The sequence below is a fragment of the Photorhabdus antumapuensis genome, from assembly GCF_020387775.1.
In the GTDB taxonomy this organism is placed as follows: Bacteria; Pseudomonadota; Gammaproteobacteria; order Enterobacterales; family Enterobacteriaceae; genus Photorhabdus; species Photorhabdus antumapuensis.
The window spans coordinates 115,278-140,119 of record NZ_JAHZMK010000033.1 but is presented as its reverse complement, the minus strand read 5'-3'; the positions used below and the strand labels follow the sequence as shown (position 1 = coordinate 140,119).

The window sequence follows — 24,842 nt, the reverse complement described above, 5'->3', positions numbered from 1 at the left end:
CTGTTAGACAGAACCCTAATGGAATAGTGGCAATAATGGTATAGTTCATCATTATGTCAGAGGTATATAGGGATTAGGGTTAATAAATCGGGTAGGAGCATAATTATCATACCCCTTACCCCTGCAATATTCTTTTAACTGGCTTAATGAATTTATCCCTATTTTCTGGTAAATAAATTGTAACCTGCTTTGTACTGTTCTATATGTGATACCTAATTTTCTCGCTATGTCTTTAGCACTTAGTGATTGCAACGCAAAAAATATTATATCGAACTCTCTGTCGGTAAATAAATCAGTTGGTGTGCCAAAAGTTAATGAGTCCGGATGTCTGTTGTTTTCAAAATGATACATGGAATAAATTTCAAGTTTTCTACCGTGCCCCACAACCCCAATACATTCTCCGTCCTTCATTAGCGGTGTAATGTCAACTAGAAACGGCTGGATCATTTTTTCTCTCCCGCCGTAAGTTAGAGTGTTTAGTACCGGAATGGTCTTTTGACTAATCCTTACGTTTCTTTCATTAGCTTGTATAATATCTGTAAACTCAGCCCACGGTGCGGGACATTCACTATCAAGCCTCCCTTCCATATTAAAACCCTTAGGGAGATTGCTGTAATAAAACGCAACATCATTAACATAGACAAATCGAGATTCGTTGTCTTTTATAACCCAAAAATCATTGCTATTTTCCATATATGATATGAAAGCATCAAAGCTTTTTGAATGAACATCCAGATCTTTATTTACAGAGAAACTCATCGTGTTATCTTTCATAATTTCACCTATCATAATTGAACTGTAAAACTAAGATAACGTCCATGTAAGGTATCCCACAAAACTGCTTTTCGCGCGGTTAAGCGAGTTTTGGTTGGAGCATAGGGTTCTGTTAGACAGAACCCTAATGGGATAGTGACGATAGTAATGTTATGCATTGTTATGCCAGAGGTATAAAAGGGTTAGGGTTAATAAATCGGGTAGGAGCATAATTATCATACCCTTTGCCCCTGCAATATTCTTTTAACTGGCTTAATGAATTTATCCCTATTTTCTGATAAATGATATGCAGCCTGCTTTGTACCGTTCTATATGAAATACCTAATTTTTTAGCTATATCTTTAGCGCTTAGCGATTGCAACGCAAAAAATACTATATCGAACTCTCTATCAGTCAATAAATCAGTTGGTGTGCCAAAAGTTAATGATTCAGGATGCCTGTTGTTTTCAAAATGGTACATGGAATAAATTTCAAGTTTTTTACCGTGCCCCACAACCCCAATACATTCTCCATCCTTCATTAGTGGTGTAACATTGACCAAAAATGGTTGGATTATTTTTTCTCTCCCGCCGTAAGTGAAGGTGTTTAGTACCGGAATGGTCTTTTGACTCGTCATTACATTGCCATCATTAGCATGTACAATATCTTCAAGCTCAGACCACGGAGCTGGACACTCACCAACAAGCCTCCCTTCTATATTAAAACCCTTAGGAAGACCACTGTAATAAATCATAGTATCATTGGCATAGACGAATCGATGTTCGTTGTCTTTTATAGCCCAAAAATCGTTGCTGTTTTCCATATATGATATAAAAGCATCAAAGCTTTTTGAATGAACATCCAGATCTTTATTTACAGAGAAACTCATCGTGTTATCTTTCATAATTTCACCTATCATGATTGAGCTGTAAAACTGTGATAACGTCCATGTGAGGTATCCCACAAAACTGCTTTTCGCGCGGTTAAGCGAGTTTTGGTCGGAGCATAAGGTTCTGTTAGACAGAACTCTAATGGCATAGTGACGACAGCAATGTTGTGCATCGTTATGCCAGAGGTATATAGGGATTAGGGTTAATAAATCGGGTAGGAGCATAATTATCATACCCCTTGCCCCTGCAATATTCTTTTAACTGGCTTAATGAGTTTATCCCTATTTTTTGGTAAATAAATTGTAACCTACTTTGTACCGTTCTATATGTGATACCTAATTTTCTCGCTATGTCTTTAGCGCTTAGCGATTGCAACGCAAAAAATATTATATCGAACTCTCTGTCGGTAAATAAATCAGTTGGTGTGCCGAAAGTTAATGAGTCAGGATGCCTGTTGTTTTCAAAATGGTACATGGAATAAATTTCAAGTTTTCTACCGTGTCCCACAACCCCAATACATTTTCCATCCTTCATTAGCGGTGTAATATTGACTAGAAGCGGTTGGATTATTTTTTCTCTTCCTCCATAAATGAAGGTATTTAATACCGGAATGGTTTTTTGACTCGCCATTACGTTTTTATCATTAGCTTGTATAATATCTACAAACTCAACCCATGGTCCTGGACATTCACTATCAAGTCTACCTTCCATGCTAAAACCTTTGGGTAGGTTGCAGTAATAATGCGTAACATCATTAGCGTAAACGAATCGAGATTCGCTGTCTTTTATGATCCAAAAATCGTTGCTGTTTTCCATGTATGATATAAAAGCATCAAAGCTTTTTGAATGAACATCCAGATCTCTGTTTACAGAGAAACTCATCGTGTTATCTTTCATAATTTCACCTATCATGATTGAACTATAAAACTGTGATAACGTCCATGTGAGGTATCCCAAAAAACTGCTTTTCGCGCGGTTAAGCGAGTTTTGGTCGGAGCATAAGGTTCTGTTAGACAGAACCCTAATGGCATAGTGACGACAGCAATGTTGTGCATCGTTATGCCAGAGGTATATAGGGATTAGGGTTAATAAATCGGGTAGGAGCATAATTATCGTACCCCTTACCCCTGCAATATTCTTTTAACTGGCTTAATGAATTTATCCCTATTTTTTGGTAAATAAATTGTAACCTACTTTGTACCGTTCTATATGTGATACCTAATTTTCTCGCTATGTCTTTAGCGCTTAGCGATTGCAACGCAAAAAATATTATATCGAACTCTCTGTCGGTAAATAAATCAGTTGGTGTGCCGAAAGTTAATGAGTCAGGATGCCTGTTGTTTTCAAAATGGTACATGGCATAAATTTCAAGTTTTTTACCGTGCCCCACAACCCCAATACATTCTCCATCCTTCATTAGCGGTGTGACATTGAGCATAAATGGTTGGATTATTTTTTCTCTTCCTCCGTAAGTGAAGGTGTTTAGTACCGGAATGGTTTTTTGGCTAATTCTTACGTTTTTATCATTAGCTTGTATAATATCTTCAAATTCAGACCACGGTGCTGGACATTCACTATCAAGCCTCCCTTCTATATTAAAACCTTTAGGAAGGCCGCTATAATAGATCATAATATCATTGGCATAGACAAATCGAGACTCGCTGTCTTTTATGATCCAAAAATCGTTGCTGTTTTCCATGTATGATATGAAGGCATCAAAGCTTTTTGAATGAACATCCAGATCTTTATTTACAGAGAAACTTATCGTGTTATCTTTCATAATTTCACCCATCATGATTGAACTGTAAAACCGTGATAACGTCCATGTGAGGTATCCCACAAAACTGCTTTTCGCGCGGTTAAGCGAGTTTTGGTTGGAGCATAGGGTTCTGTTAGACAGAACCCTAATGGCATAGTGACGACAGTAATGTTATGCATTGTTATGCCAGAGGTATATAGGGATTAGGGTTAATAAATCGGGTAGGAGCATAATTATCGTACCCCTTACCCCTGCAATATTCTTTTAACTGGCTTAATGAGTTTATCCCTATTTTTTGGTAAATAAATTGTAACCTGCTTTGTACCGTTCTATATGTGATACCTAATTTTCTCGCTATATCTTTAGCACTTAGCGATTGCAAAGCAAAAAATACTATATCGAACTCTCTATCGGTAAATAAATCAGTTGGTGTGCCAAGAGTTAATGTGCCAGGGTGCCTGTTGTTTTCAAAATGATACATGGAATAAATTTGAAGTTTTTTACCGTGCGCTACAATTCCAATGCATTTTCCATCCTTCATTAGCGGTGTAACATCGACTAGAAACTGTTGGATTATTTTTTCTTTTCCGCCGTAAATGAAAGTGTCTAGTACCGGAATGGTCTTTTGGCTAATCCTTACGTTCCTTTCATTAGCTTGTATAATATCTTCAAATTCAGCCCACGGTGCTGGACATTCACTATCAAGCCTTCCTTCTATATTAAAACCCTTAGGAAGACCACTGTAATAAAATGCAACATCATTCGCATAGACGAATCGAGATTCGTTATCTTTTATAACCCAAAAATCGTTGCTATTTTCCATGTATGATATGAAAGCGTCAAAGTTTTCTGAATGAATATCCAGATCTTTATTTACAAAAAAATTCATGCTTTTATCTTTCATAATTTCACCTATCATGATTAAACTGTGATAACCTCCATGTGAGGTATCCCACAAATCCGTCCTTCGCGCGGTTAAGCGAGTTTTGGACGGGGAGTAGAGTTCTTAGGCAGAACCCTAATGGCATAGTGACGACAGTAATGTTATGCATTGTTATGCCAGAGGTATATAGGGATTAGGGTTAATAAATCGGGTCGGGGCGTAGTTATCGTACCCCTTACCCCGGCAATATTCTTTTAACTGGCTTAATGAATTTATCCCTATTTTCTGATAAATGATATGCAGCCTGCTTTGTACTGTTCTATATGTGATACCTAATTTTCTCGCTATATCTTTAGCACTTAGCGATTGCAAAGCAAAAAATACTATATCGAACTCTCTGTCGGTAAATAAATCAGTTGGTGTGCCAAAAGTTAATGACTCTGGATGAATGTTGTTTTCAAAATGATACATGGAATAAATTTCAAGTTTTCTACCATGTCCCACAACCCCAATACATTTTCCATCCTTCATTAGCGGTGTAAGATCGGCTAAAAATGGCTGGATCATTTTTTCTTTCCCGCCGTAAGTGAAAGTGTTTAGTACCGGAATGGTTTTTTGACTCGCCATTACGTTTTTATCATTAGCTTGTATAATATCTGCAAATTCAGCCCACGGTGCTGGACATTCACCATCAAGCCTCCCTTCTATATTAAAACCTTTAGGAAGGTCGCTGTAATAAAGCGCAACATCATTCGCATAGACGAATCGAGATTCGTTGTCTTTTATAATCCAAAGATCATTGCTGTTTTCCATATATGATATGAAAGCATCAAAGCTTTTTGAATGAACATCCAGATCTTTATTTACAGAGAAACTCATCGTGTTAGTGTTATCTTTCATAATTTCACCCATCATGATTAAACTGTAAAAACTTCCATGTAAAGCTATCATTTTTACGACACAATGGATAATTATATTTATGAGTTTTGGGGCACCTATTTGGTGCGGATGATTCTACAAAGGGTAAATATCTTCAATATGCTAATATTTTATATTGTGTGAAATTTTTCTTGTTGATTATGTTATTAATGAAATATTTCAATATGAAATACACTGGATGGAATGTGTGAGAATTTACGCTGTAGGATCTGACTCGTTCAGGTTAAATCATGTGAACTATCGTTTTTCGTGCTATCTGAAAGAAAAGGATTATAGAAACTTTCACTTATTCAAGTATTAAAACTTTCCCCTCATAAAGTTATCAGTGAAAAATGAGAAAAAAATTGGCTTTATTCGCGCTCATATAAAAAACACCATACCTTAAATACGCCAGTTTAAATTTGCTTTATATCACTTTAACCCGTCAAACCGCTTGGTGGATTAATTCGCCAGATCTTTAATCATCGTTGATGCGAAAACATCCCCTCGTTTTTTAAATGGGTTTGTTAGCAACTTGAGGAGAAGTAAAACTCACCTGCTTTTGTACCCAAAAAAACTGCATAAAACGTAATGGTTTCCCATACCTATAAAGGTGTAATAATGTGATGTAACAACAAAAATTTGTATAAAATACCATCTGTTACGATTTAATCGGCTGGTTCTCGCGCTTTAGATCCCAAAATTTAAAGAATGGCATTTGCTTCCTGGGGAAGACTCCTTATATTCACACGCCTTGTATTTTTTTAACAATTGTAGCAATGGTGGATCAGATATCACCGGCGCTAATGGAGTCACCATGGATGCTTCTGAATCTTTAACATTAGCCATGAAGCCAAATTTTTCTAATAAAAAAGGCTTAATTATTCTGGCTGCTGATATTGCATTACTATTTATTCTACTTAATACATTACCGTTTGGTGAGAAAGCTAATGCAGGTTTAGCACTAATGGTATTTGTTGGCGTGCTGTGGCTTACCGAAGCTATTCACGTCACTATTACTGCATTATGCATTCCAATTCTGGCAGTTGGTATGGGGTTGATGAATACGGGAGATGCGCTGAAATCTTTTGCTAATCCCATCATCTTCCTGTTTTTTGGTGGTTTTGCTCTGGCAACGGCACTTCACATCCAAGGACTGGACAGACTGATTGCTAACCGTCTGCTGATGATTGCCCGTGGACGTTTGTCTGTAGCGGTGATGTTGCTGTTTGGTGTGACGGCTGGCCTTTCCATGTGGATCAGTAACACGGCGACTGCCGCGATGATGCTGCCATTAGTATTGGGTATTTTGTCCAATCTGGATGCGCGTTCTGAGCGCCATACGTTTGTATTTGTGTTGTTGGGGGTGGCTTATAGTGCAAGTATTGGTGGTTTAGGTACGCTGGTCGGTAGCCCACCAAACGCGATTGCTGCCGCTCAACTGGGTATCGATTTTTTCAATTGGATGAAATTTGGCATTCCTTTGGTTGTTATTTTGATGCCAATGATGGTGGGTGTCATGTATCTGATGCTGCGACCGAATTTGAATCATAAATTCGACATGAAGCTGGAAAAACAGGATTGGACTGGCAAACGTCTGATTACCATGCTGATCTTCCTATTAACCGTATTCTGTTGGATCTTTAGCACGGTTATCAGTTCTGCCTTAGGGGGCGTGAAAGATCTGGATACTATTATCGCTATTGGCGCTGCCGTTCTGATTGGTATAACGGGGGTGGCGAGTTGGTTCCAGATCCAGAATAATACCGAGTGGGGTGTATTGATACTGTTTGGTGGTGGTTTGACTTTAAGCGCTATTTTGAAAAATTCAGGTGCTAGTGAAATCATGGCGAATGGTATGGCCGCCACTTTCGGTGCAAGCCATTGGTTTGTGATTATTGTTGCGGTCGCTGCATTTATTATCTTCCTGACTGAATTTACCAGTAATACAGCTAGCGCAGCTTTGCTAGTACCAATATTCGCAACCGTTGCGGAAGCGTTGGGTATGCCGATAATGACGCTGACACTTATTATCGGTTTCGGGGCATCCTGTGCCTTTATGTTGCCGGTTGCTACACCACCTAATGCGATTGTTTTCAGCTCCGGTCATATTAAACAGACTGAAATGGTCAGAGTGGGTATAGTGCTGAATATTGCCTGCATCGCGATCATCTCTCTGTTTGCTTGGTTATTCTGGTTGTAACTGAAAATTTACTCATGTCCCTCTGGATATAATAACTATTCAATATCCCCATCAAATGTACGGTGGGGATATTGTGCCGATAACCCTATAATGCATTCCTACTGATTTTGAGTAGCCTAAAGTCTTACAATTTAGTCGCTTCAATCTAAGGTGAGGTCTGCTGACAAAACGGGTATTTCACGTCAACTTTGGTCATCAAGAATTCTCTAATAAATGACAGAGTTTTATATGATGATCACCGCATTGAATACATGACCGAAAAAATAATGACAATAAATTCAAATGATTACGCTAAATAAACCTATTGGAAAGCATACCAAGCTTAATACAATTTTCATCACGAAAAATAACAAATAATTTACCATTTTTTCAATGGGTTATATTTTTAGTTGTGATGGAATTCACAAATATATTAACTATTATATAGCTGAAATAATAAAAACTGTTAATATTACAAAGTCGGGTTAAATTTTAACCCGTAGTATTTGTTAAAGAAAATCCTATAGGAGGATAAAATGAATGTGATAACAGAGCAAGCATTTAACCACTGACTAATGATGAAACATTGAATTATAATAATGGTTTGATGAGTTCATTTCCTAATTTTAGTTGGGTACAAATCGCAAATATATAAAGTATCATTTACCTTAAAATATTAGGGTCATTTCATCGTCAGATTATGCAATTTATGCAGACAGATTATTTGATGTAAAAAAGACAATGTCATATTTAGTTTGTAGCGGGATTAGAGCCTTTAAATGATTTAGTACAAGGAATGGAATTTTTTTCAAAAAATGGCATAGTTCCAGCAATAGCAGTCTTTCATCCCGACCATGGTTCTGAATATCAAAATCACCCTAGACCTATTTTTGAAGATATTTATAAAACATATGCTGAGATGCATAAGTTATATAAAAAATATGGATTCAAACCATTTATTATCGGTAGTGGTAGAAATTCACTTGATACTGAGGCGTATTACGGGGAAAAAAAGAAATGATTAAACGCGGTTTATTTATAGCTTTTGAAGGAAATGATGGTGCAGGTAAATCAACAATTTCACGCGAAGTTTATGATATTTTATCTCTAGATTATAATAATATTGTTTTTTTGGATAAGAATTATCCTTTATTACCATCTGGCTATAGTATGTATCACATGGGAAAAATACGAGATGTGCTTTGGGATTATGACATTTCAGCTCCATTGAGTGAACTGGGTGACCGGCATTGGATTCTATTGATAGCATCATGGTTTGCTGTTTTGGATAGTTTAATTATTCAACCTTATTTATTGCAAGGTAAAATTATTATATGTGATAGTTGGTATTATAAATATTTAGCAAGGTTCTTACTTAAATCTACGGAATTAGCAGAATTAAGTAATTCGGTTCTATCTATAAATACAAAGCCGGACATGGTTATATATCTTGATGTTCCTCCAGGCATTGCTGAAAAAAGAAAAAAAATATTAAATCCTAGTGAATCTGGAAAATTAGAGACAAATGAAAAATATGATTTTATAGAGTATCAAAAACACGCTCTTAATCAATACCAGACATTTTATGATGACACTTGGAAAATTGTTGATACCGACACCTTAACTAAAGATGCAGTCATTAAATTAACCGTGGATATTATTCAAGGGGAAATACTAAGAAAGATGTAATTACTGTAAGCACTATATTTATTAAGTCTATTTTAGTTGGGGAAAAATGATGGATAAAGAATTTCGAAAATTAATATTAGCCTCATCAGGAAATTCTTTCACCTTGTATTTGGAGATGATAATATCATTCACGCTAATCACATATCATTGGAACGGTGGAGCGATATATTCATCTTTATATACAATTTCATATGCTGCATCGTTACTATTTTTAACGCCCTATGTTTCGTCATTTGTAGATGAAAATATAAAACCGAAAAAGTGCATTATTATTATTTCGTTACTTTGCGGTGTTATTACCATATTTCAATACAACATTGATGATATTAATATATATATTCTTTATTCTTTTATTAAAAACATCCTTCGTTTATTTCTAGGACCTTCTAATTTTATAATATTAAAAAACATATCAACCAACCAATTTGAAAAGAAATTTAGTTATTGGCAGGTTTTATTTCAAATATACAAAATGGCGGCCCCGTTATTTTTAGGTTTTATTCTTATCTATTACTCAATAAAACAGACTCTTGTTTTAGTATCAATGTTTTATTTTATTTCAGCAATCTTATATATTTTTGTTTCAGAACCATTGATTAATGTTAACCGCAAGAAAAACAAGATATCACTAACTAATTACTTCAATATAATGAAAGACAATAAAATATTGTTTCCATTTATTGTTATTTCTACTTTAACTTGTTTTGGCTATCTATCAGATAGCTTAATAGCGCTTAGCTTTATGGAACAGGGACTAAATGGAAGCCATTATAGTTTTGCTGTGTGCCTTTCTGGTATTTCAGGTGTTTTAATTGGTTTAGTATTTGGAAAGTATAAGATTAACATATCTTTAAGTATTATATTGTTTTCATTCTTTTTGTGGGGGACGGGGTATCTTTTAATAGGAATAACAAATCAATTTAATTATTTATCTCCTGATAAAATCAGTTTATTTTTTATATTTTTAGCAATGGTAATAATAGGAGTAGGATCGTCTATGAATAATATTATTATTACCCTTTATATGCAGAAATTTGCAACTAATGATAATTCAGCTAAAATATTTGGCTTAACGTCAATTTCTGTTGGTCTTTCCATGTTTATTGGCCCTTTGATAGGTTCCACAATATCCTATTTTTTTTCCATAAGCATCGTTTTTTTTACAACATTTATCGGTATTTTTTTAACCATAATTGTGGTTGTTTTAATAAATCGTAAATCCACGTCATGATACGGCTTTATCCTTTTACTATCGTGGTAACCCAGTGAATAAAAAACACAATTTCAGAAAGTTTAATTTCGGCAATAGCAATTATTATTAAATTCTTTCGAGTAAATATAGGTTCTCAAACCCCATGTAACCCCATTGACCTCTTCTTTATTCGGCAAGGTTGTTTTTATGGCAGCCACACGGTATTTCAGATTGAATACCATTATTGTTGAAAGACAGCTTGACTATCAGAAATTCATTCTCATATGTCTGACGATTTGGTGAGTCTGAGAGGGATCGAGGTTCATATGTCGATTTAACCTGACAGATACCGATATAAAGGTATCTGTCAACTAAATCTGTGTTATGACCTCGATTTATTATGCAGAAAATATCTACAAAGCGTCATTATCATCATCGTATGTCCGATTCATTTCTTGAATAGTAAATTCTTTGACGGATTGAACTTTGATTGGGCCGTTGGGACCATATTTGTAGATATTTCCAGCCAGATTGCTGACTAAATACATGACATACGACATTCTATCGCGCTGCCCGTTGCGTTCTGTACGAACAACACCGTGCACATTGGCCCGAACATTCGGTATTAAATCTTCTGTCAGCACTTCGATCGAACTACCAAAGTTGATAATCAGGTATCCCGGAACAGGATCAATAGCCAAAAGCTCATCATTTATGTAAGCCAATAGGCCACGTTCAGTCGATCTTAGGATGGTCACCCATCCTGAATCCCGATGAAATTTAGAGCCTCGGGTGGCTTTCTCTGATCGGAAGTGGTTAAACGATAACATCTGGTTTTTTAGCCCTTCTGAAATACCATTGGTGATGAGTTCCCAGTCACGACGAGGAATACCAACATAAGTTAACACAGAGCGTAGTACACATATACCGACGTGTGCCATATGGTGACCCAGTGTCGTGACCTCTGATGGCATGAGGTTCCAATGTTCCCGTTCGAGGCGGAAATGTTCCCATTGATCATGTTCTCTGTCGAAATAACCTTCGTAACCATTGGAAAAAGTACATGATTTGAATCCCGTATAGGGTCGAAGGTCACCTTCTGTGGCGGGTTCAAAGAAGTGGTGTGCAAATCGATCGCCGTGTTCAAAATCCATATATGGTGGTGCTTTTAGGAGGAAGAAACCATCCCGGAGGGCTCGGTTAAAGCCGTCGTTGTCAGTAAAAATAAGATTATCTCCCTCTAGATAGGAGCGCGCCATGTCTGCTGATTTATATTTTTTTGAGACTTCTCTTTCCGATGGCATTGGGGGTAGTTTGACTGGCGCTCGCGTTGTTGATGATGTTGTCATAATGATCGTCCTTAGATGTGGTAAAAGAACTTTTGTTTATTCTTTTGTATCTCGGAAATGTATATTGCCGATATTACATGTGGTGCTTATTCTTATATTCTTATATTCTTATATTCTTATATTCTTATATTATTTATTATAGTGTATTAATCTGTTTTTTCGTTATATTAAAGTCTGGTTAATTATATTAACTAGTTTATTTGTTAAAATGCTAAGTAACTATTCGGCAAAGTAATTGATATTGATTGTTAACTATCCTAGCTGACTTTTTGAATATTACAAGAATTTGATGGTTTATATATGAGAAATAATGGAAATATGAATGACCATAATGGAGTCATGTTTTTTTAATTGGTTGTTAATATTGATGTTTTATAAATTGCTTGGTTGGTTTTATTGCTTTTATTATTTATTGTTAAACATGATAATTCATCAATGATATTTTTATGGTTTTCATTAAATTTAGTAATTAATATTTTATCGTGATTATATTGTTATATTATTCTCTTGTGCTGTTTATCGATTCGTTCGATTTCGGAAAGGATAAGTTAAGGTTTATTCCACTGAATTAGGAATAGATGGCCCTAAGATAGGACCATCTATTATCTTGCTTCAACAATACTTACTAGAAAATATTTCAAGCTTCATCATAATATTCATTGATGTAAAGCGTTAATTCAATTCCTGGCTTGAACTCTGTTGTTTTTATGCCATTGTTCCAGTTCATTAAGTCCTTAATGTTGATACCGTGACGTTTAGCAATACTGGCGATTGAATCACCTTGGCGGACTCGGTAAATAATGGCATTGTCATTATTTACCCTTAATACTTGTCCAATTTTCAACAATCTGGCAGTTTTCAGATTATTCATGCGTTGTAATTCACGGGTGGAAACATTAAACCGCTTTGCAATAGCGGATAATGTATCACCTGAACGAACTTTATATTGGCTTTGTTTACTCAGTCGGCGGTTGTTTTTAGCAACTTCTTGACGAATATTGCTCAGAACTGTTTTATTTGCCAGCGAATTTTTAAACTGATCAACTTTTGCCTTTGGCAGCATGATGTAATGTGGACCGTTAGGCGATGTCACTCCTCGTTTATACCCAGGGTTATAGGCTTTAATAGATGTCAGGGACATGCCAGCCAGTTCTGCGGCTTGAGACAGCGTGATTTGTTGACCAACATCAACTTGAGCAAGTGCCCGCTGGTTATTGGATTTTGGCAGCGTAATACCATATTTATCACTGTGACGGATGACATCACTGAGCGCCAGAACTTTAGGTACATAGAGCGCAGTCTCCCGTGGTAGTGATAATGACCAAAAATCCGTTGGCTTACCTTTTGCCGCATTTTCTTTCATTGCACGCATAACACGGCCTTCGCCGCTGTTGTAAGCAGCAATAGTCAATAACCAGTCACCATTGAACATTTTATTCAGACGTTGTAACAGATTCAGGGCGGCAGTTGTTGATGCGGCAACGTCCCGGCGCGCGTCGTACCATTTATCCTGAGTAAGACCGTAATTGCGGCCCGTATCCGGGATAATCTGCCACAAACCAGCGGCCTTGGCGCGTGAGGTAGCATGCGGGTTAAAAGCACTCTCCACTATGGGTACCAGTACCAGTTCCATCGGCATATCGCGTTGCTTGATCTGCCTGACTATCCAGTACATATACGGTTCAGCCCGTAAAGTTACATCGTGGAGATAGCTCTTGTTTTTCAGGTAATAATTTCGTTGTTCACGAACCCTGTAATTATCAGGGAGCTTCATCTTCAACTCATCACGGATGTATCTCCACAGCTCCTGTTGAGCGCTGGGATCACCATCCTTCCAGTAGGCAGCAAACTGATTGGTGTCATCAGTTGCTGCTATCTTGCCTGTTTTTAGACTCGTTGAAGACGAATTCTGTGCCCGTTGCCCGGCTGTCGTCGACCAATCAGGTCCGGATTGACAGCCAACCAGCAAGACAGATGCGAACAGAATCGCTTTTGTCTTCATAATTAATTTTTATAGTTGCTTAAAAGACGAGCAATAATACTTATCTTGGCTTGATATGGCAACTATTTAAATCAGAATTGGTCTTTTTGTATTCTTAGCTGACGGAAAACGCTAGAAAGCGGTTGAGAGTGAGGTGTGATTCCAATATTTCTTTGTAAATCAATATTATCGCATTTTAAGAAAACATTGATTTTTTTCTCAGTTTGTAACGTGGTTGGTACTGTTGGTTGATTATTTTCCCTCATTTTAGTTACTTTTTGCTGGTATTCGCTAATAGTCTGGTTGGGTAAAACAGCATGAGCAAACTTCATATTAGAAACTGTATATTCATGGGCGCAACAGATAAGTGTGTCATCAGGTAATTCAGCTATTTTTCCTATAGATGTGTACATTTGTTCAGCGGTGCCTTCAAAGAGACGTCCGCAACCACCAGAGAACAATGTGTCTCCACAAAAAAGGTAAGGAGCTTGATAAAAAGCAATGTGTCCCAGAGTATGGCCTGGAACATCGATGATCTGGAAAGAAAAATGACCGAAATTGATGCTATCACCGCCACATACTATCATGGTGGCACCTTTGCTCTGGGTTTCTGCTGGGCCGTATACTAGTAGCTCAGGGAATCGATCAATAATTCCAGGGACGCCTCCAACATGATCGTGATGATGATGGGTGAGTAAAATTGCATCAGGTATCCAGCCGCGAGATTTCAAGGTATCAAGAACAGGTTGTGATTCTGCCGGATCAACGATGACAACATGTCTGTTTTCGTCACAAAGTAACCAAATGTAATTATCCGAAAGGGCAGGAATGCTGATAAGCTCCATTGTATACCTCTTATTAACAGCGGGTTATAAGGAAAAGAAGCCATGAAATCTGCACATACAATACAGAACATAAATCCCCCGGCTTCTTGGGCTGATTTACCTTGGGGGGAGTATTACCGTGCCGCTTTGGAGCGCCAATTACAACCCTGGTGGCCGAAAATATTTGGTTTCCACCTGTTGAAAGTCGGTAATTTGAGTGCTGAAATTGACAGTAATGGCTGTCCTATTTTTAATCAGATTAATGTAGGTAAGGAAGGCAAGAATATGCAGGTGATTAGCGATCCTTACCATCTGCCGTTTGAAGAAAAGTCCGTCGATGCTTGCTTACTGAGTCATATGCTGGCTTACAGCGCTGATCCCCATCGTCTTTTACGGGAAGTTGACCGGGTGATGATTGATGATGGCTGGCTCATCATCAGTGGTTTTAATTCATTGAGTCTGCTGGGTTTGGGGAAATTAGTACCGGGATTGTGGCGCCATCAACCCTATTGCAGCCGGATGTTCTCCCTGATGCGCCAACTTGATTGGTTGAGCCTGCTTAATTATGAAGTGGTGTATCGTAACAGCTTTCAAATATTGCCTTGGCGAAATGAAACAGGTTTTTCTAATCGGCACTTGTCTGTATTAGGCTGTGTTAGTCTGATTATTGCCCGCAAACGCACACTGCCATTAACACTAAACCAGAGAAAAGTGACGCGATTAAAACCTAAATTGGGCAATGCCGTTGGCGTAACAAAATGTTACCGAAAGCGTAATTAATCTTTATTTTCGAGATATCCAGAGTCGGTTTCTGTTGGTGAGTTTGCCGCCGCCCGGGCCAATTCATCACAACGTTCATTTTCATCATGTCCGGCGTGGCCTTTGACCCATTGCCAATCAATGTCATGGCGACTAATGGCTTGCTCAAGACGCCGCCATAAATCGACATTGATGACAGGAGATTTATCGGCTTTACGCCAGCCACGTTTTTTCCAGTTATGAATCCATTGTGTAATGCCTTGACGCACATACTGGCTGTCGGTGGTTAAGACAATTTTGCAAGGGCGAGTCAGCGTTTCCAGGCCAATAATTGCCGCCATGAGCTCCATTCTGTTGTTTGTTGTATGATAAAATCCTTCGCTAAGGGTTTTTTCGTGTTGTTGATAACGTAATAACACACCGTAGCCCCCAGGCCCCGGATTGCCGAGACAAGATCCATCGGTGAAAATTTCTACCTGCTTGCCCATATCTGGTAGACTCTTCTTATTCAATTCAAAACCCTGAGTTTGACATAAAAAGGCATTATGAGCACGGCAATTACACGACAAGTTGTTCTTGATACCGAAACTACCGGTATGAATAAATTAGGTGTTCACTATGAAGGGCACAAAATTATCGAAATTGGGGCGGTGGAGGTTATTAACCGTCGTCTAACCGGTCGCCATTTTCATGTCTATATTCAGCCGGATAGATTGGTCGATCCTGAGGCATTTGAAGTTCACGGAATCAGTGATGAATTTTTGCAGGATAAACCGCTGTTTGCTGATATTGCAGATGAATTCATTGAATTTATTCGCGGCGCTGAATTGATTATCCATAACGCTCCCTTCGATATCGGTTTTATGGATTATGAATTTGGGAAACTGGGCCGTGATATTCCACCAACGGCTGATTTCTGTAAGATTACCGATAGCTTGCAATTAGCAAGAGCGTTGTTTCCGGGAAAAAGAAACAACCTTGATGCGTTATGTGATCGTTATGATATAGACAATTCTAAACGAACCTTACATGGGGCGTTACTCGATGCTGAGATATTGTCTGATGTCTATTTGATCATGACAGGCGGACAGACTTCTCTTGCTTTTTCAATGGAAGGGGAGATTGCTGGCGGTGCGAATGTTTCTGAAATACAGCGTATTACTCGGCCTCAAACGGCATTAAAAGTTATTTATGCAACGGATGAAGAGCTCGCCGCTCATGAATCCAGGTTGGATTTCGTGGAGAAGAAAGGTGGGAGCTGTTTATGGCGTATAAATTCTGGACAAAGCTAACATAAAATTGCAGATAAATTACCTTTTTGGGTGAAAAGTTGATCAGGTGCGCCGCTTTGTTATAAAAAATATTGACGGAATGATCTTGGATTCGTAATATTTACCCCGTTCTCAACCAGAACACTGCGCGGTGCGGTAGTTCAGTTGGTTAGAATACCGGCCTGTCACGCCGGGGGTCGCGGGTTCGAGTCCCGTCCGCACCGCCAAAGATTCCGAAGCCCTGGGTAGTTGCCCGGGGCTTTTTTATCTATACTTATATCATTCAGTAATCTCTCGATGATAGACAATGATGGAATTGCATTGAAATAAGCCATCAAGATGTTACCAGCTTTCTATAGTGCTTGTTTCTGAAATTCTTATTAGGAATTTATTTTCTTTGCCAGGTTTATAGCGTGATGGCCAAATATCTGATGGATGTAAACCTAATTCAGTAGCGATTAATGCCTCTCCCTTAGGCCACGGGCGATGTAATGCATTACTCAGTGTCGATGATGCTAAGCCAGCTTTTCGAGAAACGGCTGAAAGATTTGTCCCTTGTTTTCTGAGTGCGGCAATAATATCTGCTGGATGCCAGTCTTGAATATCCATAAATAATCTCCAAATTTTAATTATGAGAAAATATTGATAATAGATGAATTATCAATATTTTGACTGTTTGGTAGTAATTAAGTGCAGATTATCAATGAAAGTTACTTAAATAGGCTATCGGAGAGAATACTGAATAATGGTATTAATTACTTTATGACAAAATATGACCTATATATTGAAGGTGTTTTTCTGAGTGTAAAGATGATTATTATTACTTTGAAAAATATTCTTAATTTAATAACCAGAATAACTAATAGTTTCTTATAAATACTTTCACGGTATTTTCAAGATAATTTATTAGTGATAATAAATATTAAATTTAAATAAATGTAGTGAAGTTTATTATCTTTTGCAAAACATGACTCTGAGATTCTATTCAATATATTATTTGGTTGAGTAGTCGTAAATCCAATTTTCTTACATATTGATAGATTCATATTTTTCCCTTATAACGTTATTGTTTGGTAATAATTTGAATATAAAGATGAGATTTACGAGTAAGGGAATAAAAATCTCTCTGGTATATAAAGGTTAAAATTATTCATATGGCAATACTCCTCAAATTGAGAATTAGAGCTCACTTTTAGTTTATGATATGTTTTTTCTATCTGGTTTTTTACAAATTGATAAGGAATATTAAGTCTCTCACTGATTTCCCTCTTGCTGTATTTTGCTATAAATAGGAAAATAATTTCCCATTCTTGTTGGGAAAATTGTTCTGAGGGTGCGCAAAACATAATGGATGGTGGCAGTTTTCCATTGAAAAATTCCTTTAAAGCAAGTGCTTTTGCTTTCCGTCCATGAAAAATAATACCAATACATTCATTATCTTCGTTATAAAAAGGGAATTTCTCGAAGAAATAGGAAGAGAGACGTTTTTCTTTGCCAAATCTATGTGTTTCTAATGAGCATATACTTTTTTCCAAACGCATGACTGTTCTGTCATGTCGTTGAAAGTGCTCTTCAAAAATTGCTCCTGCCCAAGGTAGTTCACAATCAAAACGCCCTTCAACGTTTAAATCAAGCGGAATATCTTGTAGCATGGCCATTGCTTTATTTTCATAAATAAAGCGAGTGCTTTTATCTTTAATGCCCCAAGGATCAGTGCTCTGTTTCATGGTATTTATTATCTGTGCTGATATACTGTTTTTCGTTTTCATCTGTTTTATTTTCCATATTATATAAACATTTTACTTCCAGGTTTTAAAAATCTTTCAGGGACATAGAGGTCAAAATCATTAAGGCGGCAATATTCAGCCAATTGTTGACCAGAGTTAATACCAATTTTCTTGTATATCCGTAACATATGCGTTTCTACTGTGCGATAAGAAATATTCAGTATTCGCCCGATTTGTTTACTGGTGTATTTCTGTAGAAATAGAAAAATGACATCCCATTCCCGTTGAGTAAATAGCTCGGAAGGTGGCTGGAACATGATGGAAGCCGGGAGCTTACCATAAAAAAAGCGTGTCAGAGAAAAGGCTTCGGCTTTCCAGGCATGGAAAATGACACCGACACATTGATTATCCTCATTATAAAATGGAAACTTTTCGAAGAAGTAGGAGGAAAGTAATTTTTCTTTACCGTATAAATGGGTTTCTAATGAGCATATTCTTTGTTCTGCTTGCATTACTGCTCTGTCATGGATCTGAAATTGTTCTGCAAAAGCGGCACCTGCCCAAGGTAGATCATTGTCCAGACGTCCTTCTACATTAAAACCACGGGGAAGATCGCGTAACATAGCCATTGCCTTGTTTTCATAGATAAAACGAGAACTTTGATCTTTTATTCCCCAGGGTTCATGACTGGTTTCCATTAGATTGATAATTTGAGACGATACGGTTAATTTTTTATAGCTCACAATATAATTCCTATTGTTATTAGAAAAATATCTGGGTTTTATACCCTTCATCTTTCAAGCTGCTGCTTTGTTGGCTGCTTTCACTCACCCCAGTCACATCGTTATCTATGCTCCTGGGGATTCGTTCACTTGCCGCCTCGCTGCAACTCGAAATCTATTAGGTATAGATTTGAATGAATAGAAACTTACAACTCTTGCATGGTTTGCATCACTTTTTGATCCTGACGACAATATTCTTCTGTATATTCGGCAATAGGTGAAGGTAATTCGTCCGTTGACAGTCCTGCAATATCGAAATCTTCAGGCAAATTGAACAGTTGGTAAAAAGCAGGGTTTGCGTATATAAATTTTGATTGGCGATCTTTAGCGCCCCACGGTTCATTACTTTTTTCCCACATGTAAATTAATTGCGGAGTGATATTATTTGGTCTGTTTTTGATATTTGACATGAAATGCCCTGGCTGTTAATTAAGTCATCATCTGTATGTCTATTTTATGTGTCCTATTTAAAATAACCCGATTATATAATGGATTGCAATAATTAATTCGCCAAAAAATAATATTTTTTTTATTTTATCTATATCTGTTAATTAAATTGCTTATTATTTTAGGTAAAAATATCATCATATAAGAAAATATAACTATAAGTATTATTTTATTTTAAATTGTTTATTTTCTTAATTGATATTAAAATAATATTGGTTTTTGATTGGTGTTTTTTATATGTATTCACTATTGATAAATTAAATTATTAAGAGAACATTGTCCTATAATTGGGAACAATATAAACAGTTAATTTAGTCGCCGAAAATTGCCATGAATCAAAAATGTGTCACCGCTTAATTGGCTATTTTATCTCTTGATTTATAACTAATATACCCAATGGATTTCAAGATGCATCGCGACGGCAAGTGAACGAATCCCCAGGAGCATAGATAACGATGTGACTGGGGTGACTGGGGTGACTGGGGTGACTGGGGTGACTGGGGTGACTGGGGTGAGTGAGTGCAGCCAACAAAGAGGCAACTTGAAAGATAACGGGTATAGCTGTGTTTAATTCATTTACCCCTTTATATGCACAATGAGTTTGTTTATTACTCTGATGATGCTGAAATTCATTATAGAACAGTAAGGCAAATCAAAGAATTACCGTTCAGATGAAATTAAGATAGTTTCCTGGTATTTGGCTTTAAAGATTGCGGTTTGTACGCTGTACTGAGAAAATTATCCCCCTAAACGTTTTTATCCCACTTGGAGTAGAAAATGACCACTCGTAAAACCCTTGCTAATGCTATTCGCTTCCTGAGCATGGATGCTGTGCAGAAAGCAAAATCAGGGCACCCTGGTGCGCCTATGGGAATGGCTGATATCGCTGAAGTTTTATGGCGTGATTATTTGAATCATAACCCAACTGATCCACATTGGGTCGATCGTGATCGTTTTGTATTGTCTAACGGTCATGGTTCTATGCTGATTTATAGCCTGTTGCATCTCACTGGTTATGATGTTTCAGTTGATGATCTGAAAAATTTCCGTCAGTTACACTCTAAAACCCCAGGCCATCCTGAGTATGGTTATACTCCAGGCGTGGAAACGACGACAGGTCCTTTAGGGCAGGGGATTGCCAACGCAGTAGGTTTTGCGATTGCTGAACGCACTCTGGCCGCGCAATTTAACCGTCCTGGTCATGAGATCGTTGACCATAATACTTATGTCTTTATGGGTGATGGCTGCATGATGGAGGGCATTTCTCATGAAGTTTGCTCTCTGGCGGGAACGTTAAAGTTAGGCAAGTTGGTTGCTTTCTATGATGACAATGGCATTTCTATTGATGGTCATGTTGAAGGCTGGTTTACGGATGATACGGCAAGCCGTTTTGAGGCTTATGGCTGGCATGTGATTCGCGGTGTTGATGGTCATAATGCAGATTCAGTCAACGCTGCTATTGAAGAAGCACGTAAAGTTGCTGATAAACCTTCTTTGTTGATGTGCAAAACGATTATCGGTTTTGGCGCGCCAACCAAAGCGGGTACCCATGATTCTCATGGCGCGCCATTGGGCGATGGGGAAATTGCCTCGACTCGCGAAGCACTGGGTTGGAATTATCCGGCATTTGAAATTCCAGCGGAAATCTATTCTGAGTGGGATGCAAAAGAAGCTGGCAATGTGAAACAAGCCGCTTGGAATGAAAAATTCGCTGCCTATGAAAAAGCGTATCCTGAATTAGCGGCTGAATTCAAACGTCGTACTGGTGGCGAGTTACCGACAAATTGGGAAGCTGAATCAAAAGCATTTATCGAACAGTTGCAAAAAAATCCGGCCAATATTGCCAGCCGTAAAGCATCTCAGAATGCCTTGGAAGCTTTTGGTAAGGTGTTGCCTGAATTTATGGGGGGATCTGCTGATTTGGCACCAAGTAACCTCACGATATGGTCAGGTTCTAAGCCATTGAACGAAGATCAGGCAGGTAACTACATCCATTATGGCGTTCGTGAATTTGGCATGTCAGCCATTATGAACGGTATTGCTCTGCATGGTGGTTTTGTGCCTTATGGTGCAACCTTCCTGATGTTCGTTGAATATGCCCGTAACGCAGTGCGTATGGCGGCATTGATGAAAATTCGCAGCATCTTTGTTTATACCCATGATTCAATTGGTTTGGGTGAAGATGGTCCGACTCACCAGCCAGTAGAACAGCTTGCCAGTTTGCGTGTGACGCCAAATTTGAGCACATGGCGCCCATGTGATCAGGTTGAATCTGCGGTGGCGTGGAAATACGCTATTGATCGTAAAGCAGGCCCATCCGCACTTATTTTCTCTCGTCAGAATTTGGCACAGCAAGAACGTACTGCTGAGCAGTTGGCTAATATTGAGAAAGGGGCTTACATCCTGAAAGATTGTCAGGGGCAGCCAGAACTGATTTTGATCGCAACGGGTTCGGAAATTGAATTGGCGGTGGATGCTTATAACCAATTGACTGAGGAAGGTCGTCAGGTGCGCGTAGTCTCTATGCCGTCTACTGACGCTTTTGATAAGCAAGATGCCGCATACCGAGAAGCGGTTCTGCCTGCTGCGGTTTCTGCACGTGTTGCAATCGAAGCGGGTATCGCCGATTACTGGTTTAAATATGTCGGTATGAATGGCGCTATCGTTGGTATGGATACATTTGGTGAATCAGCGCCTGCTGATCAGTTGTTTAAAACGTTTGGTTTCACTGTAGAGAATGTGGTCGCTAAGGCTAAAGCTCTGCTGAAATAATGAGTAAATTCATGAATGAGCGCACCTGAGGTAAACGTTGAGCGGGTGCGCTCTTTTTCTGCACGATGTCGTTATTGAAGATGGGTTGCGACAGTTTTCCTCGGCTTATGCCACGCAAATTCCAGGGACGGCTACTTTTTGGAATACGTGAGGCGAACCGACAATCCCATCAGGATACTTGGCGAGTTTCTCCTTGAATTCAGGGTCGGTGAACGCGGCGCGGAAACGCTCCAGATTCTCCCAAACGGCGTAGTTCATGAATGTGCCACTGCCAGCGATGCCGCGATGTAATTGTGCGGAAATCAGTCCTACCTTAGACCGGAAATATTCTGCATCTTCCTGCCAGGTTTCTATTAGGGTGTCAGCCATTGAGGGATCAACATGAAATATGTTCACCAGCACGATGGAGCCATCGGTGTTCGAAAATAACTGTTCCCGCAGGGTTACGTGGGTGTCCATTTCTTCTAGCTTGACCATTTCTATCTCCTGAAAATTATGTGTTTATACCCTTCATCTTTCAAGCTGCTGCTTTGTTGGCTGCTTTCACTCACCCCAGTCACATCGTTATCTATGCTCCTGGGGATTCGTTCACTTGCCGCTGCGCTGCAACTCGAAATCTATTAGGTATATATTTATGTTTGTATTGCTATCTGTAGTGCTATCTATAGCTATCTATAGTGCTATTTGGCACCGGTGATTCTTCCAGTTTCGTCTCCAAGCTGATCAAAGTGTTTAATGTCACTTTTAGCTCGTTAGGATCAGAGGATTGCACCAGTGATCCGACCCATTCAGCTTCCAGCGATATCGCCGCATCAAAAGTACGCCAACCCAGCTCGGTCAGTTGATAGAGTGGTGAGCGTTCATGCCGAGGATTAGTGATAGTTTTCACCATTCCTGAATTCAGCCCGAGATTCAATTGCTTTTGCACTCCTTGGCGTGTGATACCCATTGCGGCGGCAATCTGAGGCGCGGTAAGTGGATGTGGTGCGTGCGCAATCGCACCGAGTACTTGCCATCTCGCACTCGTGATTCCCAACGGGGCAACGAGCTGATCCCCTTTAGAGAGCAGTAGGGCGTTGAGCCGAAATACTGCCAATGTGATCTCAGTGAATACCTCAAACGCCGAAGTTTTCTCGGTTGACACGATTTACTTCCTTTTCCTTAGCGCCTCAAAAAACGACAACCAGTTTCCATTTGTTGAGATTGAATGTCAATATTTCAACAGCTGGTATTGATGATCAATGTCGCAGTTGTGAGTAAATATCTGTGGGATTGTTTCTTTTTGTTTGTCAGGTTCGGTGAGTATGAGCAAAAGTTTTTAAAGAGTAGGAAGCTTTGTTCTGGAAGGAGAGAAGATAAAGAGATCATTTTCCTGGTGACAATTAATTTCGGTATTTTCACTTCGTAGGTTGATCACTTTTTACTATTGCTATCAATTTCCTTTTCCCGTAATCTCATTATTTATAGCTGAATCGTTTCATTTTGTTGTCTGACGCGGTTTTCTGTGCTCGGTTTTGGTAATTTTGTGATAGACAATCAGTACATCAGTGATTGAGTCGGTTATTCTAAGCGGTTGCGTGGTAATAACTATATTCAGGGAGTAACATGACAATCAAGGTAGCAATAAACGGTTTCGGCAGAATAGGGCGCAGTATTTTACGTGCTCTTTATGAATCTGGGCGCCGGGCTGAAATTGCGGTTATTGCTGTTAATGAGCTGGCAGATGCTGAAGGAATTGCTCACTTGCTGAAATATGACTCTAGTCATGGTCGTTTTGCCTGGGATGTGCGTCTGAATAATGATGTGTTGCAGGTTGGTGATGATAATATTCGTTTGTTTCATCAACCTGATATATCGATGTTGCCTTGGCAAGAACTGGGGATTGATATTGTTCTTGATTGCAGTGGGATTTATGGCAGCAGAGCCGATGGCGAGGCACATCTTGCCAGTGGCGCCAAAAAAGTGCTGTTTGCTCATCCGGGGGGGAATGATTTAGATGCGACGGTGGTTTATGGTGTGAATCAGCACTTACTGACAGCAGAGGATCGCATTGTGTCTAATGCTTCCTGTACCACTAATTGCATTATTCCTATCATTAAATTATTGGATGATGAATTTGAGATTGAATCGGGTACAGTGACAACCATTCATGCTTCAATGAATGACCAACCGGTGATTGATGCTTATCACAAAGATTTACGGCGTACTCGGGCTGCTAGTCAGTCTATCATTCCGGTGGATACTAAGCTGGCCGCAGGGATAACCCGGATTTTTCCAAAGTTCTGTGACCGTTTTGAAGCTATCTCCGTGCGTGTACCAACGATTAACGTTACAGCTATCGATTTGAGTGTTACGGTGAAATCTTCAGTAACTGTTAAAAAAATCAACGAATTAATGCAAAAATCAGTAGCTACTTCATTTCGTGGTATAGTTGACTATACCGAATTGCCGTTAGTCTCAACGGATTTTAACCACGATCCCCACAGCGCGATCGTTGATGGCACACAAACGCGAGTCAGTGGGCAACATCTGATTAAGACATTAGTCTGGTGTGATAATGAGTGGGGATTTGCTAACCGAATGTTGGATACAACGTTAACAATGGCTGCTATGGGTTTCAGATGATCTGTTGTTGAACGACGGTCCATAATAGATCCGCACACG

23 protein-coding genes, 1 tRNA gene and 1 pseudogene are annotated in these 24,842 nt (G+C 38.7%); 9 read left to right on the top strand and 16 right to left on the bottom strand.

Features of this window, described 5'->3' with window-relative positions; genetic code table 11:
• Positions 1–51 precede the first annotated feature (51 nt).
• The 6 genes from KZ793_RS14395 to KZ793_RS14370 all read right to left on the bottom strand — a co-directional run bounded on the left by KZ793_RS14395 (position 52) and on the right by KZ793_RS14370 (position 5,185).
• Positions 52–774 (bottom strand): helix-turn-helix transcriptional regulator, encoded by a 723-nt coding sequence (locus KZ793_RS14395; RefSeq protein ID WP_225815964.1) that lies wholly within the window; start codon positions 772–774, stop codon positions 52–54.
• Positions 775–934: 160 nt separating this feature from the next.
• Positions 935–1,657, bottom strand: a complete 723-nt coding sequence (locus KZ793_RS14390; protein ID WP_225815963.1) for a helix-turn-helix transcriptional regulator — start codon at positions 1,655–1,657, stop codon at positions 935–937.
• 160 nt (positions 1,658–1,817) lie between these two features.
• Complete coding sequence (locus KZ793_RS14385; protein ID WP_225815962.1) at positions 1,818–2,540, bottom strand: helix-turn-helix transcriptional regulator; 723 nt, start codon at positions 2,538–2,540, stop codon at positions 1,818–1,820.
• Positions 2,541–2,700: 160 nt separating this feature from the next.
• Complete coding sequence (locus tag KZ793_RS14380; RefSeq protein ID WP_225815961.1) at positions 2,701–3,423, bottom strand: helix-turn-helix transcriptional regulator; 723 nt, start codon at positions 3,421–3,423, stop codon at positions 2,701–2,703.
• 160 nt (positions 3,424–3,583) lie between these two features.
• Entirely contained in the window at positions 3,584–4,306 is a 723-nt protein-coding gene (locus KZ793_RS14375; RefSeq protein ID WP_225815960.1) for a helix-turn-helix transcriptional regulator, read from the bottom strand.
• Positions 4,307–4,456: 150 nt separating this feature from the next.
• On the bottom strand, positions 4,457–5,185 hold the full coding sequence (locus KZ793_RS14370; protein WP_225815959.1) for a helix-turn-helix transcriptional regulator: 729 nt from the start codon (positions 5,183–5,185) through the stop codon (positions 4,457–4,459).
• An 835-nt stretch (positions 5,186–6,020) separates the two neighbouring features.
• Here KZ793_RS14370 and KZ793_RS14365 point away from each other — a divergent pair.
• The 4 genes from KZ793_RS14365 (at position 6,021) to KZ793_RS14345 (ending at position 10,305) form a co-directional block, all read left to right on the top strand.
• Positions 6,021–7,406, top strand: a complete 1,386-nt coding sequence (locus KZ793_RS14365) for an SLC13 family permease (protein WP_225815958.1) — start codon at positions 6,021–6,023, stop codon at positions 7,404–7,406.
• A 775-nt stretch (positions 7,407–8,181) separates the two neighbouring features.
• Positions 8,182–8,406 carry a hypothetical protein gene (locus KZ793_RS14355; RefSeq protein WP_225815957.1) on the top strand — a complete coding sequence of 75 codons (225 nt, stop codon included), beginning with the start codon at positions 8,182–8,184 and terminating at the stop codon, positions 8,404–8,406.
• Positions 8,403–9,074, top strand: coding sequence for a dTMP kinase (locus KZ793_RS14350; RefSeq protein WP_225815956.1), 672 nt, complete (start codon positions 8,403–8,405; stop codon positions 9,072–9,074). Before KZ793_RS14355 ends, KZ793_RS14350 begins: the two co-directional genes overlap by 4 nt.
• Before the next feature lie 46 nt (positions 9,075–9,120).
• Positions 9,121–10,305: an MFS transporter gene (locus tag KZ793_RS14345; protein WP_225815955.1), complete on the top strand. Its 1,185-nt coding sequence runs from the start codon at positions 9,121–9,123 to the stop codon at positions 10,303–10,305.
• Positions 10,306–10,679: 374 nt separating this feature from the next.
• Here the strand turns inward: KZ793_RS14345 and KZ793_RS14340 are convergent, their stop codons facing one another.
• The 3 genes from KZ793_RS14340 to gloB form a co-directional block, all read right to left on the bottom strand.
• Positions 10,680–11,615 carry a 2OG-Fe(II) oxygenase family protein gene (locus KZ793_RS14340; RefSeq protein ID WP_225815954.1) on the bottom strand — a complete coding sequence of 312 codons (936 nt, stop codon included), beginning with the start codon at positions 11,613–11,615 and terminating at the stop codon, positions 10,680–10,682.
• A gap of 637 nt (positions 11,616–12,252) precedes the next feature.
• The gene (mltD, locus tag KZ793_RS14335; protein ID WP_225815953.1) at positions 12,253–13,617 is read right to left on the bottom strand and encodes a murein transglycosylase D; all 1,365 of its coding nucleotides are present in this window, start codon (positions 13,615–13,617) and stop codon (positions 12,253–12,255) included.
• Between the two features lie 71 nt (positions 13,618–13,688).
• Positions 13,689–14,441, bottom strand: coding sequence for a hydroxyacylglutathione hydrolase (gene gloB / locus KZ793_RS14330; RefSeq protein ID WP_225815952.1), 753 nt, complete (start codon positions 14,439–14,441; stop codon positions 13,689–13,691).
• 42 nt (positions 14,442–14,483) lie between these two features.
• Between gloB and KZ793_RS14325 the strand changes: the two genes are divergently transcribed.
• Positions 14,484–15,200 (top strand): class I SAM-dependent methyltransferase, encoded by a 717-nt coding sequence (locus tag KZ793_RS14325; RefSeq protein WP_118986769.1) that lies wholly within the window; start codon positions 14,484–14,486, stop codon positions 15,198–15,200.
• On the opposite strand, the gene rnhA is transcribed toward KZ793_RS14325, so the two are convergent.
• Positions 15,197–15,667 carry a ribonuclease HI gene (gene rnhA, locus KZ793_RS14320; protein ID WP_225815985.1) on the bottom strand — a complete coding sequence of 157 codons (471 nt, stop codon included), beginning with the start codon at positions 15,665–15,667 and terminating at the stop codon, positions 15,197–15,199. The genes KZ793_RS14325 and rnhA overlap by 4 nt on opposite strands.
• Positions 15,668–15,724: 57 nt before the next feature.
• Between rnhA and dnaQ the strand changes: the two genes are divergently transcribed.
• Positions 15,725–16,471 (top strand): DNA polymerase III subunit epsilon, encoded by a 747-nt coding sequence (gene dnaQ / locus KZ793_RS14315; RefSeq protein ID WP_225815951.1) that lies wholly within the window; start codon positions 15,725–15,727, stop codon positions 16,469–16,471.
• 129 nt (positions 16,472–16,600) lie between these two features.
• A tRNA-Asp gene (locus KZ793_RS14310) sits at positions 16,601–16,677 on the top strand.
• Positions 16,678–16,792: 115 nt separating this feature from the next.
• Here the strand turns inward: KZ793_RS14310 and KZ793_RS14305 are convergent.
• The 4 genes and pseudogenes from KZ793_RS14305 to KZ793_RS14290 all read right to left on the bottom strand — a co-directional run.
• Positions 16,793–17,059, bottom strand: coding sequence for a helix-turn-helix domain-containing protein (locus KZ793_RS14305; RefSeq protein ID WP_225815950.1), 267 nt, complete (start codon positions 17,057–17,059; stop codon positions 16,793–16,795).
• A gap of 491 nt (positions 17,060–17,550) precedes the next feature.
• A complete protein-coding gene (locus KZ793_RS14300) occupies positions 17,551–18,219 on the bottom strand; it encodes a helix-turn-helix transcriptional regulator (RefSeq protein WP_225815949.1) in 669 nt (222 codons plus the stop codon).
• Between the two features lie 17 nt (positions 18,220–18,236).
• Positions 18,237–18,920 carry a helix-turn-helix transcriptional regulator gene (locus KZ793_RS14295; protein WP_225815948.1) on the bottom strand — a complete coding sequence of 228 codons (684 nt, stop codon included), beginning with the start codon at positions 18,918–18,920 and terminating at the stop codon, positions 18,237–18,239.
• Between the two features lie 188 nt (positions 18,921–19,108).
• Positions 19,109–19,369 (bottom strand): annotated as a pseudogene (locus KZ793_RS14290) (PAS domain-containing protein); the annotation flags it as partial.
• Positions 19,370–20,183: 814 nt separating this feature from the next.
• Between KZ793_RS14290 and tkt the strand changes: the two are divergent.
• The gene (tkt, locus tag KZ793_RS14285) at positions 20,184–22,178 is read left to right on the top strand and encodes a transketolase (RefSeq protein WP_225815947.1); all 1,995 of its coding nucleotides are present in this window, start codon (positions 20,184–20,186) and stop codon (positions 22,176–22,178) included.
• A gap of 105 nt (positions 22,179–22,283) precedes the next feature.
• Here the strand turns inward: tkt and KZ793_RS14280 are convergent, their stop codons facing one another.
• Complete coding sequence (locus tag KZ793_RS14280) at positions 22,284–22,655, bottom strand: antibiotic biosynthesis monooxygenase family protein (RefSeq protein WP_118986763.1); 372 nt, start codon at positions 22,653–22,655, stop codon at positions 22,284–22,286.
• A 181-nt stretch (positions 22,656–22,836) separates the two neighbouring features.
• On the bottom strand, positions 22,837–23,322 hold the full coding sequence (locus tag KZ793_RS14275; RefSeq protein ID WP_225815946.1) for a MarR family winged helix-turn-helix transcriptional regulator: 486 nt from the start codon (positions 23,320–23,322) through the stop codon (positions 22,837–22,839).
• A gap of 461 nt (positions 23,323–23,783) precedes the next feature.
• Between KZ793_RS14275 and epd the strand changes: the two genes are divergently transcribed.
• The gene (gene epd / locus KZ793_RS14270) at positions 23,784–24,803 is read left to right on the top strand and encodes an erythrose-4-phosphate dehydrogenase (protein WP_225815945.1); all 1,020 of its coding nucleotides are present in this window, start codon (positions 23,784–23,786) and stop codon (positions 24,801–24,803) included.
• Positions 24,804–24,842: the final 39 nt, after the last annotated feature.